The 15219-nt window shown below is 70.1% G+C and carries 11 protein-coding genes; 5 read left to right on the top strand and 6 right to left on the bottom strand.

All coding sequences use genetic code 11. The features are described 5' to 3' along the window. Window positions 1–209 precede the first annotated feature (209 nt). From U1T56_RS13505 to U1T56_RS13490, 4 genes are read left to right on the top strand one after another with little or no spacing between them, the layout of a single operon-like run. Window positions 210–1757 (top strand): ABC transporter substrate-binding protein, encoded by a 1548-nt coding sequence (locus U1T56_RS13505; RefSeq protein ID WP_418160010.1) that lies wholly within the window; start codon window positions 210–212, stop codon window positions 1755–1757. A 4-nt stretch (window positions 1758–1761) separates the two neighbouring features. After that, entirely contained in the window at window positions 1762–2724 is a 963-nt protein-coding gene (locus U1T56_RS13500; protein ID WP_418160009.1) for an ABC transporter permease, read from the top strand. Beyond that, on the top strand, window positions 2721–3542 hold the full coding sequence (locus U1T56_RS13495; RefSeq protein WP_418160008.1) for an ABC transporter permease: 822 nt from the start codon (window positions 2721–2723) through the stop codon (window positions 3540–3542). The genes U1T56_RS13500 and U1T56_RS13495 overlap by 4 nt, the downstream gene beginning before the upstream one ends. 4 nt (window positions 3543–3546) lie before the next feature. After that, window positions 3547–5196, top strand: a complete 1650-nt coding sequence (locus U1T56_RS13490) for an ABC transporter ATP-binding protein (RefSeq protein WP_418160007.1) — start codon at window positions 3547–3549, stop codon at window positions 5194–5196. 18 nt (window positions 5197–5214) lie between these two features. Here the strand turns inward: U1T56_RS13490 and U1T56_RS13485 are convergent, their stop codons facing one another. The 6 genes from U1T56_RS13485 to betC all read right to left on the bottom strand — a co-directional run bounded on the left by U1T56_RS13485 (window position 5215) and on the right by betC (window position 14208). After that, window positions 5215–5394 (bottom strand): hypothetical protein, encoded by a 180-nt coding sequence (locus U1T56_RS13485; protein WP_418160006.1) that lies wholly within the window; start codon window positions 5392–5394, stop codon window positions 5215–5217. A gap of 64 nt (window positions 5395–5458) precedes the next feature. Further along, window positions 5459–6454, bottom strand: coding sequence for an alpha/beta fold hydrolase (locus U1T56_RS13480; RefSeq protein WP_418160005.1), 996 nt, complete (start codon window positions 6452–6454; stop codon window positions 5459–5461). 97 nt (window positions 6455–6551) lie between these two features. After that, window positions 6552–9866: an ATP-binding protein gene (locus U1T56_RS13475; protein ID WP_418160004.1), complete on the bottom strand. Its 3315-nt coding sequence runs from the start codon at window positions 9864–9866 to the stop codon at window positions 6552–6554. A 45-nt stretch (window positions 9867–9911) separates the two neighbouring features. Next, window positions 9912–10946, bottom strand: a complete 1035-nt coding sequence (locus U1T56_RS13470) for an NAD-dependent epimerase/dehydratase family protein (protein ID WP_418160003.1) — start codon at window positions 10944–10946, stop codon at window positions 9912–9914. A gap of 26 nt (window positions 10947–10972) precedes the next feature. After that, window positions 10973–12685, bottom strand: a complete 1713-nt coding sequence (locus U1T56_RS13465) for a glycosyltransferase family 4 protein (RefSeq protein WP_418160002.1) — start codon at window positions 12683–12685, stop codon at window positions 10973–10975. Further along, window positions 12682–14208: a choline-sulfatase gene (betC, locus tag U1T56_RS13460; protein ID WP_418160001.1), complete on the bottom strand. Its 1527-nt coding sequence runs from the start codon at window positions 14206–14208 to the stop codon at window positions 12682–12684. The genes U1T56_RS13465 and betC overlap by 4 nt, the downstream gene beginning before the upstream one ends. A gap of 78 nt (window positions 14209–14286) precedes the next feature. On the opposite strand from betC, the gene U1T56_RS13455 reads away from it, so the two are divergent. After that, entirely contained in the window at window positions 14287–15048 is a 762-nt protein-coding gene (locus tag U1T56_RS13455) for a class II aldolase/adducin family protein (protein WP_418160000.1), read from the top strand. Window positions 15049–15219 lie beyond the last annotated feature (171 nt).

The raw sequence follows: 15219 nt of genomic DNA, 5'->3' as shown, positions 1-15219 counted from the left end.
TGAGGTCTAGAGCTTCCGGACCCGGTCGCGCCAGTCTTGATCTCGAGCCGGTCGGCATGGCACTCGGCGAGCCAGCCGTCCCGGAAGCAGGGCGGGATCCGGTCGTCGCCGGCTGCGCGCCGAAGCCTCACAGCACGATTGATCCCTCCCGCGCGGTCCGCCAGACTGCGACCACGCAACAAAAACGCGATCAGCAGGGGGTGAGGGACATGAGGCAGCAAGGTGGTCCATCCGCCGACCGGCGTGGGTTCGTGCAGGGCGCCGGAGCGCTCCTCCTAGGGGCGGGCCTCGCCGGCAGCATGCCGGGAAGCTTGCGGGCGGCCACGCCCAAGAAGGGTGGGCATCTGAAGCTCGGCATCGACAGCGCCGGCGCTACGGACAGCCTGGATCCCGCGACCTACACGGCGTGGTACATGCAGATCGTGGGCTTCCAGTGGGGCAACTGCCTGGTCGAGCTCGACGAGAAGGTCCGGCCGGTGCCCGAGCTCGCGGAGAGCTGGGAGCCCAACGCCGATGCAACGCGGTGGGTGTTCAAGCTCCGGAAGGGTGTCACCTTCCACAACGGCAAGGAGCTCACCGCCGCCGATGTGGTCTACTCGATCAATCATCACCGCGGCGAAGGCTCGAAGTCGGGGGCCACGGGCTATCTCACCGTCATCAAGGACGTGAAGGCGACGGGGCCCAACGAGGTCACGTTCGTGCTGGACAGCTCCTATGCCGACCTGCCTTACGTGCTCGCGGACTATCACCTCCTGATCGTACCCGAGGGAGCGGACTGGACGAAGCCCGTGGGCACGGGCGGCTACATCGTCGAGACCTTCGAGCCCGGCGTGCGCACGCTCGCGAAGCGCAACCCCAACTACTGGAAGGAGGGCCGCGCCTGGGCCGATTCGATCGAAACCCTGGCGCTCAACGATCTCACCGCGCGCACGAGCGCGCTCCAGACCGGCTCGGTCCATTTCATCAACCGGCTCGATCCCAAGACTGTGGGCCTGCTCGAGCGCGCACCCGGCATGCAGGTCTACAACATGCCGAGTGCCGGGCATTACTGCTTCCCGATGCGCTGCGACACGGACCCGTTCACGAACAACGACCTGCGCCTGGCGCTGAAGTACGGCATCGATCGCGAAGACGTCGTCAAGAAGATCCTGCGCGGCTACGGCCAGGTCGGCAACGATCACCCCGTGCCGTCCTTCGACCCGTTCCACGCCGCCGACATCCCGCAGCGCGCCTACGACCCGGACAAGGCGAAGTTCCACTTCAAGAAGGCGGGCGTCTCGGGGCCGATCCGGCTCAGCGTGTCGGATGCAGCCTTCACGGGGGCCGTGGACGCGGCGACGCTCTATAAGGAACATCTCGCGAAGTGCGGGATCACGCTCGACCTCGTGCGCGAGCCCGCCGACGGCTACTGGTCCAACGTCTGGATGGTGAAGCCGTTCTGCGCCTCCTACTGGGGCGGCCGGCCGACGGCCGATCTCATGCTCTCAGTGGCCTACAAGTCGGATGCGGCCTGGAACGAGTCGTTCTGGAAGCGACCCAAATTCGACCAGCTCCTGCTCCAGGCGCGCGGCGAGCTCGACACCGCCAAGCGCAAGCAGATGTACCACGACCTCCAGATGATGGTGCACGAGGACGGCGGTGAAGTGATCCCGATGTTCAACAATATGCTGTTCGGCGCCCGAAAGGACGTGGCGGGATTGGTCCAGACCCCGGTGCTGGCGGGCCTGCGTTGCGGCGAGCAGCTTTACTTCACCTGAAGCCGTGCGTGCTCATCCGCTCCTGAAGCTCGTGGCCCAGCGCCTGGCGCTGGGCCTGGGCACGCTCCTCGTGGTCTCGGTGCTGATCTTCATCGGCACCCAGCTCCTGCCCGGCGATCTGGCCCAGGCGATCCTGGGCCAGTCGGCCACGCCCGAGGCCGTCGCCAACATCCGGGCGGAGCTCGGCCTCGATCGCCCGGCCCATATCCGCTACCTCGACTGGCTGTTCGGATTCTTGCGCGGTGACTTCGGCATGTCGCTCGCCAACAAGCAGCCGATCGCCGAAATGATCGCAGGAAGGCTCACGAACACGCTGTTCCTCGCCGGGGTCGCAGCGTTCGTCGCCGTGCCGGTGGCCGTGAGCCTCGGCATCCTTGCTGCGCGCTTCCGCGAGACCTGGATCGACAAGACGATCTCGATCGTGACACTGGCCGCGATCTCGATGCCCGAGTTCTTCATCGGCTATCTTCTGATCTACATCTTCGCCGTGAAGCTCCTTGTGGCCCCCTCGCTCGCCAGTATCTATCCCGGCATGGCGCTCCCGGAGAAGCTGGGCGCGGTGGCCCTGCCGGTGGCAACCCTCTCGCTCGTCGTCATCGCGCACATGATGCGCATGACCCGGGCCGCGATCGTCAACGTCATGGCAAGCCCCTACATCGAGATGGCCGAGCTCAAGGGCCTTTCCCGCTGGCGCATCACCGTGCGCCATGCGCTTCCGAACGCGCTCTCGCCCATCATCAACGTGGTCGTCCTCAACCTCGCCTATCTCGTCGTGGGCGTGGTCGTGGTCGAGGTCGTGTTCGTCTATCCCGGCATGGGCCAGCTCATGGTGGACCACGTCGCCAAGCGCGACGTGCCGGTGGTCCAGACCTGCGGGATGATCTTCGCCGCCACCTACATCCTCCTGAACATGACGGCCGACATCCTCTCCATCCTCGCCAACCCCCGCCTGCGGCACCCGAAGTGAAGACGTTCGCGCGCATGCCGCTTTCCGCCAAGGCGGGCCTTCTCATCGTGCTCGTCTTCGCGTTCGCCGCCATCTTCGGCCCCTGGCTCGCCCCGCACGGCGAGGCCGAGATCGTGGGCGACGTGTGGGAGCCGTTCTCCACCACCTTCCCGCTCGGCACCGACAGCCTGGGCCGCGATATCCTGAGCCGGATGCTCTGGGCCGCGCGCAACACGATCGGCGTGGCGCTCGCCGCCACCCTTCTCTCCTTCGCGCTCGGCATGACGCTGGGCTACGTCGCGGCCGTGGTTGGTGGCTGGGTCGATCTCGTGCTCTCGCGCCTGATCGACACGATCATGGCGATCCCGACCCTGATCTTCGCCCTCGTGGTCCTGGCCGTGCTGCCGCCCTCCCTGCTCACCCTCATCCTCGTCATCGCCGTCCTCGATTCCACCCGCGTCTTCCGGCTCAGCCGGGCGGTCGCCATGGACGTCGCGGTCATGGACTATGTCGAGGTGGCGCGGCTTCGGGGCGAGCGGCTGCCCTGGATCATCTTCCGCGAGGTCCTGCCCAACACGTTGCCGCCTCTGATCGCCGAGTTCGGCCTGCGCTTCTGCTTCGCCTTCCTGTTCCTGAGCTCGCTTTCGTTCCTGGGCCTCGGCATCCAGCCGCCTGCCGCCGACTGGGGCGGCATGGTGCGGGACAACGCGAACGCCATCAGCTTCGGCCTGATCGTGCCCCTGATCCCGGCGGCCGCGATCGCCATCCTCACGATCGGCGTCAATCTCGTCGTCGATTGGCAGCTCGAGCGCTCCTCGACCGTGCGGCGAAGGGCCTGACCTCATGACCACCAACCTGCTCGAGATCGACGATCTCCACATCACCGGCCAGGGCGAGAGCGGCGAGCCGTTCGAGATCGTCAAGGGCATCTCGCTGCGCCTGAAGCGCGGCGAGGTCCTGGGCCTGATCGGCGAGTCCGGTGCCGGCAAGTCGACCCTGGGCCTCGCGAGCCTGGGTTACGCCCGTCACGGCTGCCGGCTCGTGCACGGCTCGATCCGCCTCGGCGGCAAGGAGCTCCTGGGCGCGCCGCCCGGCCTTCTTCGCACCATCCGCGGCGTCAACGTCGCCTACGTCGCCCAGTCCGCCGCCGCCGCCTTCAACCCGGCGCACCGGCTGGAAGACCAGATCGTCGAGGCCGCCGTCCAGCACGGCGGCTACAGCATCGCCGAGGCCAGAGCCGAAGCGCGCCGGCTCTATGCCAAGCTGCGCCTGCCCGCCCCCGAGCGCTTCGGCCAGCGCTACCCGCACCAGGTCTCGGGCGGCCAGCTCCAGCGCGCCATGACCGTGATGGCGATGGTGCCGAAGCCCGACATCATCGTCTTCGACGAGCCGACCACGGCCTTGGACGTCACCACCCAGATCGAGGTGCTGGCCGCGATCAAGGATGCGATCCGCTGCGAGGGCATGGCCGCCCTCTACATCACCCACGATCTGGCGCTCGTGGCCCAGATCGCGGACCGGATCATGGTCCTGAAGGACGGCAAGCTGGTCGAGGAGGGGCCGACCGCCCAGATCCTGCACGCGCCCCGCGCGGCCTACACCAAGGCTCTGGTGAACGTGCACCGGGTCGGGGGTGTGATGAAGCCGCCCTCCGGGAAGATCCCCTCGCTCGAGGTGCGCGGCATCGATGCCGCCTACGGCCTGCTCCGGGTTCTGCACGACGTCACGCTGCGCCTCGACCACGGGCGCACGGTCGCCATCGTCGGCGAATCGGGCTCGGGCAAATCGACCCTCGCCCGCGTCGTCACCGGCCTCCTGCCACCGCTCAAGGGCGAGATCTGGCTCGCGGGCGAGCGGCTGCCGGGGGCTTTGGCCCAGCGCAGCAAGGACCAGCTCCGCCGCATCCAGCTCGTCTACCAGATGCCGGATGTGGCCCTGAACCCGCGCCAGACCATCGAAGAGATCATCGGCCGACCCCTCACCTTCTATTTCGGCCATCGCGGTGCCGAGCGCAGACGCCGGGTCCTGCGGCTGCTCGAGGAGGTGGAGCTGCCCGCCGGCTTCGCCGGCCGTTACCCCGCCGAGCTCTCCGGCGGCCAGAAACAGCGCGTGTGCATCGCCCGGGCGCTCGCCGCCGAGCCCGAGGTGATGATCTGCGACGAGGTGACGAGCGCGCTCGACGCCCAGGTCGCCGATGGCGTCCTGCGCCTCCTTCTGCGGCTTCAGGCCGAGACCGGCCTCTCCTACCTCTTCATCACCCACGACCTCGCGACCGTGAAGGCGATCGCCGACGACATCGTCGTCATGTACCAGGGGAAGATCGTGCAGCAGGGCCGGAAGGAGGAGGTCCTCACCCCGCCGCACCATCCCTATACCGACCTCCTCCTCTCCTCCGTGCCCGAGATGGAGCTGGGCTGGCTCGACCGCACGCTGGCCGAGCGCGAAGCCAGGAAAGCGCGCGGCGAGCGGGTCATGGAGAGCGCCGACCGTTGAGGCCGACGCCTCCAGGCTTCAGCTCCTGGCGCGCGAGCTCGGGTTGCTCTCGTCGTCCTGTGTCACCGGGCCCTTCGACCCTTTCGAGCCGCCGCCCCATTCCTGCGCGCTCTGGACCGCATCGCCGCCCCCGGAGGGGGTGCTCTGCTTGCTGCCGCTCGCAGCCTTGTTGCGCTGATGCTCCGTGTCGTTCGCCATCGGGAAATCCTCCGAGCTTTCGGACAGGGATCAGGTCCACGCGCCCGCCACGGACCTTGTTCCGCTACTCGGCCGCCATGCGCAGCCGGGCAGCCGCCCCGACCCGCTCCGCCGCGAGATCGATCGCGGCCAGCACCGCCTCGGGTGCCGTATGGTGGACCATGTGACCGGCGCCGGGAACGACGCGCAGCTCGCTCTGCGGCAGGAGCCGGTGCAGCCGCACCGACTGGTCCTCCGTGCCGACGAAGTGATCGTCGGCGCCGGCAGCGATCACGACCGGCACGCGCAGCTCGCGATAGTGGTGCTGGAGCCCTGCCACTGCGGGCACCAGAGCAGCGCTCTCCGAAGCGCTCGCCCGGATCTGCGACGGGCGCAGCATCATGCCTTCCAGCGCCTCGAAGCCCGGTGTGGCCGGAGCCGGCCCGAACAGGAGGCGCAAGATGCCGGGCCACGCCAGCCGGCCGAGGAGCGGCGAGACCGTGTAGCGCATGACATCGCCCACGACCGGAATCGCCGGAGGTGCCAGCAGCGGAACCTCGGCGCGCACAGTGGGGAAGTAGTAGCCCGAGAGCAGGACCAGGGCGCTCACGGCCTCCGGATGACGCAGGGCCAGCTCGAAGGCGACGATCGTGCCGAAGGAATGGCCGACCACGATCGGTCGCTCCAGCCCCAGCCGGCGGAAGGCCTCGTGCAGCAGGTCGGCCTGCGCCGCCGGCGTCCAGACCCGGTCGCGGGTGCGGTCGCTGTAGCCGTAGCCCGGCCGGTCGAAGGCGACGACGCGGTAGCGCTCGGCGGCGCGGTCGAAGAGTCCGCTCGCCGCCATCTCCTCGGCCATGGTCAGATTGCCGTGCAGCAGCACCACCGGCCGGCCGCGCCCGCGCTCGAGATAGTGCAGCCGCACGCCGTCGATCTCGACGAAGCGGCCGCGCGGCGGGTGCCGGCGCTCCGCCTTGCGCGCTCCGGCATAATTCCAGAGCGCGGCGGCACCCAGGGCCGCGGCGGCGCCGAGCAAGACCCCCTTGTACGAACGGGCTTGGCTGGAGAAGTCGTGGGCGACCATGGTCGTCTCCTGAACAACGGCGGGCAAGATCCTGCTGCGTTGCAGCAGCGGGGCTCACAACGGGGTGCATGGCCGTTTTGTTCCGCCGCACGGACGGTCAGTGGCGGCGCGGTTGCACCGCGGCCGGGTCTGGCTGCTCCAGAATCGCCTTCGCCTCGCGCAGGTCGGGTGTGGCGAAGCCTTCGGTGAAGCGATCGAAGACGGGGGCGAGCAGGCGCCGCGCTTTCACCCCATCGTGACCGGCGACGAGGCGGGCGAGGCTCACGGCTGCCCGCAGCTCCCACCAGCGCGCGTGCTGCCGCGCGGCGATGGCGCGGGCGCGATGCAGGCTCGCCTCGGCTGCCGCACGATGGCGGGGTGCGCGCAGCAGGAGCAGCTCGCCCCTGAGACGCAAGAGCTCCGCCTCGCACCAGCGTTCGCCCGTGCGCTCCGTCCGGGCGAGCGCGTCTTCCAGGAGCCGCAGCCCTTCCGCCGGGCGCCCGGCCCTGGCGCAAGCCTCGGCGAGAAGGGCCTGAAAATAGGGAACGAGATGCTCCGCCCCGGTCGCCCGCCAGGCCGCGATGCCCTGGCGCATCGAGCGGATGCCGGCCGCGAGCTCGCCCCGATCCGCGAGCGACCGGCCGTGCAGGATCGCAGCGCCCGCGCGCCACAAGGAGAGATCGTGCTCGCGGGCCAGCGCGAGGAGCGCTTCCGCCCGATCCCGGACCGCCTCGGAATCGCGGAGGAGCTGGCTCATCATGCCGTCGGAGAAGAGTACGACAGCGAGGGCACCGGGCTCGCGGTCCGGGATCGCCGTCTCGCACAGCATCGCACGGCTTCGCGCCCTCGCCTGATCCGGATGGCCCAGAACGAGAAGGGCCGAGCAGCGATAGGCGAGGCTCGAGAGCCTTATCTGGAAGCCGTAGGCCGTATCGAAGGCGGAGCGCCGCATGGCCGCCTCGTCCGCGAGCGCCGCGCCGAGCGAAGCTTCGGCTTCCGCGAGCCGGCCCAGAAAGAAGGTGATCGAGCCGCCGATGGCGCGCGCCGCGACCAGAAGCTCGGCATCGCCCTGCCACTCCGCCCGCCGCAGGAGCTCGTCGGCCGCGATCCGGGCCTCGTTGAGCTCGGCGCGGAGGAAATGGAAGCCATAGAGCCCGAGCAGTGCTGCGGTCGGGACGGGAGCCGCCTCGTCCTCTTGCCACGACAGCTCGTAGGCCCGCTCGAAGGCACGGCCGACCTCGGGCGCCGCCCGACCGCGAGCGAGGCTCAGCACCTGTCCGATGGCGAGCTGCAGCCGCGCCTCGAGCCGCCGTCGGTCGGGGTCGTCCGGCGGCAGGGCGGCGGCGAGGTCGAGCCCGGCTTCGAGCCGGGCCATCGCCTCGGACGTCGCGGCCTGGCGCAAGGCCAGCTCGCCGGCCTCGAGCCACTGCCAGGCCGCCTCGCGGACCGCCCCGGCGCGAGCCAGATGCTGGGCGAGGAGCTCGGGTGGGGTTCCGGGGAAGCGCTGCCGCAGCGCCTCGGCGACGCGCGCATGGAGCTGGCGCCGACGCTCGCGGAGCAGCGTCTCGTAGGCGACCTCGCGGATCAGAGCGTGCCGGAAGGCATAGACCGGCTGGTCCTCTTCCGGGAGCCGGCGCACGAGGCCGGCGGCGACGAGAGCGGCCAGGGCCTCCTGCAGCCGGTGCGGGGACCAGGGCAGAACCGCACGCAGGAGCTCGAGCGGGAAGCTCTGCCCGATGACCGCCGCCATCGGCGCCACCTGCTTCGCCGGTCCCAGCCGGTCGAGCCGGGCCATCAGGCTGTCCTGCAGCGTCTCCGGAATGGCGGGCGCCGGCATCGAGCCGGCGGCACCGTCCATCTCCACCGGACCGATCTCGACCACGGCCCGCGTCAGCTCCTCGATGAACAGCGGCACGCCGTCGGCACGGTCCAGAATCCGCTCGAGCACCAGGGGCGGCAGCTCCCTGCCGTCCGCGATTACGGCGGCCAGCGCCGCGCCATCCTCGCGGCCGAGTCGGTCCAGGGGCAGGATCGACACGTGCGGGAGATCGTTCCAGCCGGGCACGCGCCCGGACCGCGAGGTCACGAGCAGGAGGACCGACGAGGATACGGCCCGCTGTACCAGCCGTGCGAGGAGCGCCTGCGAGGTCGGGTCGGCCCAGTAGACGTCCTCGAACACGAGCAGCAGCGGGCGGACATGCGAGCCGCGCAGGAGATGGCTCGCCAGGAGCTCGAGCGCCCGCGCCTTGCGTCGTGCCGCCCCGGTCTCGTCGGGCAGCTCCGCGCCGGCTGCGATGCCCAGGAGCTCCGTGACGGCGGAGAGATCGGCGCCTTCGAGACCGAGCGCGGCCGCGAGCTTCCGCAGCCGTGCCTCCGGCGGGTCCGAACGGGCGAAGCCGGCTTCCCGCTCGAGCTCCGGCAGCACCGGATGGAGCGTACTGGTCTCGCGCAAGGGCGAGCAGGCGTAGCGCCGCACGAGGCAGGCTTCGCCCTCGATCCGCTCCTGTAGCGCGTCGGCGATGCGGGATTTGCCGATCCCGGCCTCGCCCACGAGCAGGACCGCCTGCCCCGTCCCTCCTCGCGCCTGCCTCCAGCGCTCGAGCAGCCACATCATCTCCCGCTCGCGACCGACGAGCGGTGTCGCGCTCTCGGCCGTGCCCGGCTCCGCCACAGCCCCGATCACCCGCCAGGCCCGGACCGGAGCAGGGAAGCCCTTGAGCCGCCGTTCCCCCAGATCTTCGCAAGCGAAGCCCTCGCCGATCAGCCGCCGGGTGGATTCCGCCACCACCACCGCACCGGGCAGGGCCAGTGCCTGGAGCCTCGCCGCCAGGTTCGGCGTCTCGCCCACGATCTCCGCGCGTGCAGCGCTTCTGCCGATCAGGTCGCCGGCGACGACCAGCCCGGTCGCGATCCCGACCCGCGCCTGCAGCGGCGGACCGCTGCCGGCGCACAGCCGACCCACGGCCTCGACCAGGGCCAGTCCGGCGCGGACTGCGCGCTCGCCGGCATCCTCCAGCGCTCGCGGCCAGCCCCAATAGGCCAGGATCCCGTCACCCAGGAACTTGGCGATGTGCCCACCGAGCGGCGTGACCGCCTCGACGGCGGCCGCGTGGTAGGCGCTCATCACCTCGCGCAGATCCTCGGGATCAAGCGCTGCGGCGAGCGGGGTGGAGCCCACGAGGTCGCAGAACAGGACCGTGACCTGCCGCCGTTCGGCCTCGGCCGCGGCATCGGAAGCCGGCGTCGTCCCGTCCCGCAGAGCGGCGATCGCGGCGAGCAGCTTGCGGCGGTGGCCGACGGGGCCGACACCGATCTCTTTCAGGTCCTCGGCCGTCAGCAGCGGCAGCACGTCGGCATCGATCGCCTGCGCACGGAAGGCCTCCTCGTAAATCCCGAGCCCGAGCCCGCGCAGCCATGCCGCGACGTCCACCATCACCTCCTGCCCGCCCGGTGGTTGGAGCGCCCATTCTACCCGATCTCAGAGCTGACCGCTCATCCCGTACCAGGCATAGGTGCGCGCCAGCATCGAGCGCAGATCGCGGTAGTGCGGCGCGTAGCCGAGCTCGCGCCGCGCCTTGCCGATATCGATCGCCCGGTCGGCCATGAAGAGATCGAGCCGTTCGGGCGAGAGCGGCGGCTCGATGCCGACCGCCTTCGCGACCGGTGTGGTGAGGAACGCCGCCGCGCGGGCCAGCGGCAGGGGGATGTCGCGCCAGGGCCGCGGGTTGCCGACGAGGCTGCCGGCGATCTCCAGCATCTCGCGTAAAGTATGCCGCACACCGGAGGTGACGAGGTAAATCTCGCCCGCCCTGCCGCGGATCGCAGCGAGCAGCAGCGCCTGTGCGACGTCCTCGACGTCGACGAGCGGCTTCTGCACGTCGAGCCGGCCGCCGAACACCGGGAACATGCCCTTCCTGCACAGGCGGAACAGCTTCAGGAGTACGCCGCCGCGCTGCCCCTCGCCCGCGATCAGGCAGGGTCGCACGATCACGACCTCGAGGCCGGTGCGCTGGCCCAGCTCGAGCAGCCCTTCCTCCGCTGCGCGCTTGGTCACCTCGTAAGGGCTGGTCGGCCGGCACGGCGTCGTCTCGTCCACCTCGGGCACCGGCGGGGCGCCCATGGCGGCCGTGCTCGAGACGAACACGAACCGCCTCGCTCCGGCCTCCGCCGCCAGCAAGGCCAAGGTCAGCGTCCCTGTGACGTTCACCCGGCGATAATCCTCGAGCGACAGCCTGGCGCCCGGCTGGCCGGGCATGACGGCGGCGGCGTGGAGCACGATGTCGGCCCCTGTGCAGGCCGCGGCCAGGCCTTCGGGCTCGCCGAGATCGCTCCGCACGAGCCCGGCCCTGCCCCGGACCGCCGCCGGCAGATCTTCCGGGGTCATGGCCGAGCGCACGAGGAGCCGGATCGCGGCGTCGCTGCCTTCGGCCAGGGTACGCACGAGATGCCGCCCGACGAAGCCCGTCCCGCCGGTCACGAGCACACGCCGACCGTCGAGCTCGCGCAGATCCATGCCGCCGTTCCTTCCCTGTGGCCGTCTCAGCCCGGCCGGGCTTCGAGCGCGCCGATCTTGAGCAGCCAGCCGATCGCGCGGAGCGCCGCCACCCGCCGCTCCGTCGGCAGGCTCGCGAGCACCGCATCCAGCGTGAGCCCGTGCTCGACCGCTGCTATCCGGGACAGGATTTCGCTGGCGAGCGGCGAGCCCCTGGTCAACGCACCCTCGACGTTCACCATCCCGAGCCGGGCGGCCTCTCGCACTGCTTCGCGCCGCAGGCGCGAACGCCGCAGGCGGCTGGCCGGCCCGAGCTGGTAGCTGGCATAGCACGAGAACAGCTCGAGCGGATTCGGGTGCCACGGATCGGCGGGTGCGGTCCGCCCGTCGGGGTTCGTTCGACGCGGCGCGGTCTCGGTCTCGTGCTCGCGTCGGGCCGCGAGCTCCCCCCACAGCTCCTGGTACTGACGGATCACCACCCGCCAGTCGTAGCGCTCGGCCGCACGCCGCCGCCCGGCCGCTCCCATCGCCGCCCGACGTTCCGGGCTGCCGAGCAGCGCCTCGAACACCTCTCTGGTCGCGACCGGGTCGACCGCAGCCAGCATGCAGGTCTCGAGCAGATAGCGATCGTAGCTCAGCCGTCCGTCGGCATGGAGCTCGGCCACCGCCGTCCCCGCCTCGGCCGGCACCAGCGTGGTGGGGATCAGAAAGCCGGTCTGCCCGTGCACGACCGTGTCGCGATAGCCGTCCCAATCCGAGGCGATCACCGGCAGGCCTGCCGCCATCGCTTCGGCGGGGGTGAGCCCGAAGGTCTCCTGGATATTGTCCGAAAGCGAACAGAAGATGTCGGCGACGTGCCAGATCCCGCGCCGCGCCTCGACCGTCCGTCCGTCCACGTGGTGGTGCCGGACGGTGGGTGCCAGCGCCGTCTCGGCCTCCAGAAAGCGCCGCTCGATCCCCTCGTTCGCGAAGTAGCCGGCCTGGACCAGATGCACCGTGCCCTCGGGCCGCAGCGCACGGACCGCCTCCTCGAGGCCCACGAGCATCGGCAGCGGATGGGCTTTGGCATGGAAGCTGAGCCGGCCGACGAACAGGACGACCAGGTCGGCATCTGCAATGCCGAGCCGGATGCCCCATTCGCGGCGCAGCCGGGCTGCCTCCTCGGGCGGCGGCGCCAGGCGCGCCATGTCCACGCCCAGCGGGATCACCGGAAGCTGCGGCCGTACGATGCCGGCGGCGGCGCCCACCCGCTCGCGCAGGTATGCCTCGTGTCCGGCCAGGAGATCCTCGACGGTCCGGCGCACGCAGGTCGAGGTGCACACCAGCGCGTCCCAGCTCTGCACGGGCCAGGTCAGGAGCGAGCCGATCAGCCGCATCGCCTCGCGGGAGGCCGTGGTGTGGGTCACACCGGTGATCGAGAACGCCCGCTGGTCGCCGCGGCGCCGCAGCCACGCGAACCGGTCGAGCTCGGGGCTCGGCACGTGCACGGCTCCCGCTTCCCCGAGCCGAGACCACGAACCGGGCCCGAGCACGGTCCGCGGCAGATCGTGGTGCGGGAGCGCCGGGTCGGCCGCGATCGTCGCGAACAGCCGCCCGTGCTCGGGCGTGTCCGCATAGGCATGGACGCGGTCGATCGCGGCAAAGCTCAAGAAGCCGCGTAAGAAACCTTCCCCGGCCGCGTGCCGCCCCTTCAGGTCCTCCCGCTCGGTGAGGTAGGCGCCGGGATGGAAGTAGAGGGCGGCGTTGCCGAGCGCCGTCACGGTCGCGGCGGCGGGAAGCGTCGCCCGGCCTCGACCTCGTTGAGGTCGAGATGGTTGCGCATGTATTGTCGGCTCGCGTCGGTATGGGGTTGGTAATCCCAGCTCGTGTACTGGCCCGTCATCACGGCCGACCAGGCGAAGCGCCGGGTGCGCTGGCTCTGCAGCACCTGCTCGTGAAGCGCCTTCGGCTCCCAGTGACGGTGGACGAGTGCCGTCAGCCGCGCCAGCTCGTCCGCGTGCGCCGGATCGACGGCGAGATTCGTGAGCTCGTGCGGATCGCGCGCGAGGTCGAAGAGGAGCGGCGGGTCGGCCTCGCTCCAGATCAGCTTCAGCTTGCCGTCGCGTACCATGAGGATGGGGGCGAGCGCCCCTTCCGCCGTGTACTCGGCGAGCACCGGCCGGTCCGCCACGGGTCTGCCCTCGAGCCAGGGTACCAGGCTCGCCCCGTCGCCCGCGAGCACGGGATCGGGCGTCCCGCCTCCGAGATCGAGCAGGGTCGGCATCACGTCCACGAGCGAGACCGGACTCGCCACCCTGGAGGGCGCGAAGCGGCCGGGTGCGGTCACGATCAGCGGCACCCGGAGCGCCCACTCGAAGAAGTGCATCTTGTACCATAAGCCCCGCTCGCCCAGCATCTCGCCGTGGTCGGCCGTGAAGAGGACGATCGTGTCCCTTGCGAGCCCGAAGCGCCGCAACGCCGCCATCAGCCGGCCGACGTGATCGTCGACATAAGAGATCTCGCCGTAATAGGCGTGCCGGGCGCGGCGCACGTCCTCCTCGGTGATCGTCACGGCACCCATGTCCGAGACCTGGGTCAGCCGCCGGCTGTGCGGGTCCATGGTCTCCCAAGGCAGCGGCGGCACCCGCGGCAGATCGATCTCGCTCTCGCGGTAGCGGTTCCAATATTCCTCGCGGATGGCGTAAGGATCGTGCGGGTGGGTGAACGAGACGCATAAAAAGAAGGGGCGCCGCCCTTCACCCTCGCGCGCCCGCTCCGACAGCCAGCGCTCGGCCTGGAAGCCCACCTCGTCGTCGAAATCGAGCTGGTTCGTGGCCTCGGCGATGCCGGCCTGCTTCACCGACATCATGTTGTGATACCACCAGTCAATCCGCTCCTCGGGCGCGTCCCAGTGCGGCGTCCAGCCGAAGTCGGCGGGGTAGATGTCGGTGGTGAGCCGCTCCTCGAAGCCGTGGAGCTGATCCGGGCCCACGAAGTGCATCTTGCCCGAGAGGCAGGTGCGATAGCCCAGGGCCCGGAGTCCGTGGGCGAAGGTCGGTATCGAGGCCGCGAACTCGGCCGCATTGTCGAAAGCCCCGATCCGGGTCGCGAGCCGGCCGCTCATGAGCGCCGCGCGCGACGGCGCGCATAAAGGGAAATTGCAGTAGGCGTTCTCGAAGACGACGCCCTCGGCCGCAAGGCGGTCGATGTGCGGCGAGCGGACGATGGGGTGGCCATAGGCGCGCAAGGCCAGCGCCGTGAGCTGGTCCGCCATGATCATCACGATATCCGGCTGTTGCCGCATGCGTCGTCCTCTTTTGCTTCTTGCTCGCTGCCGCCCTATCCTGCACGGGCCGACGACACGACGAAAGAGGAGGCGAGAATGGCGGCGGCCACGGTCACGAGGCTTGACATCGACACCATCGAACGGCAGGCGCGCATCGATCTCGCGGCCGCGTTCCGCCTGACGGCCAGATTCGGCTGGCACGAGGCGGTGGCGAACCATTTCAGCCTCGCCCTCGACCCCGAAGGCAAACGCATCCTCATCAACCCGCGCTGGCGCCACTTCGCCCGCATCAAGGCGAGCGACCTCCTCCTCCTCGACGTGGACGACCCCAGGGTCATGCAGCGCCCCGACGCGCCCGACCCCACGGCCTGGTGCATCCACAGCGCCCTCCACCGGCTGCGGCCCGAGATCCGCTGCGTGCTGCACACGCACATGCCTTACGCCACGACGCTGACCAGCCTCGAGGACAGCCGGCTCCTGCCGATCGACCAGAACTCGATGCGCTTCTTCGGCCGCATCGCCTACGACGACGCCTATGGCGGCTTCGCCCTGACCCAGGACGAGGGGGAGCGGATCGCGAAAGCGCTCGGCGACAAGCCGATCGCGTTCCTGAAGAACCATGGCGTCATCGTCACCGGCCGCTCGGTCGCGCACGCCTTCGACGAGCTCTACTATCTCGAGAAGGCCTGTCAGCACCTCGTCCTCGCCTACTCTACCGGCCGGAAGCTCCATCCCGTCTCCGACAACATGGCAGCTGCGATGGCGCGCGAATGGGACGAGTACGAAGGCTTCGCCGAGGCCCATTTCAACGAGCTGAAGGCGATTCTCGACAACGAGGACCCGAGCTACGCGACCTGATGCAGCGCAGGAGAGGACGGGCACGGTCCTCCTCTCCTGACCGTCACGGGTTCTTCCTTCGGCGGCGCAGCCAGAGGAGGCGCTGAGGGTCGACGATGGCGGGGCCTCGGCCAAACGGTCAAAGCGCTGCACCTACCGCTGCCGTCATTCGCGGATGCATGATGTCCGATT

The organism is Benzoatithermus flavus, from assembly GCF_037908215.1.
GTDB lineage: Bacteria > Pseudomonadota > Alphaproteobacteria > Geminicoccales > Geminicoccaceae > Benzoatithermus > Benzoatithermus flavus.
The sequence above is the reverse complement of the archived record's forward strand: the minus strand, read 5'-3'. Positions and strand labels throughout refer to the sequence as shown.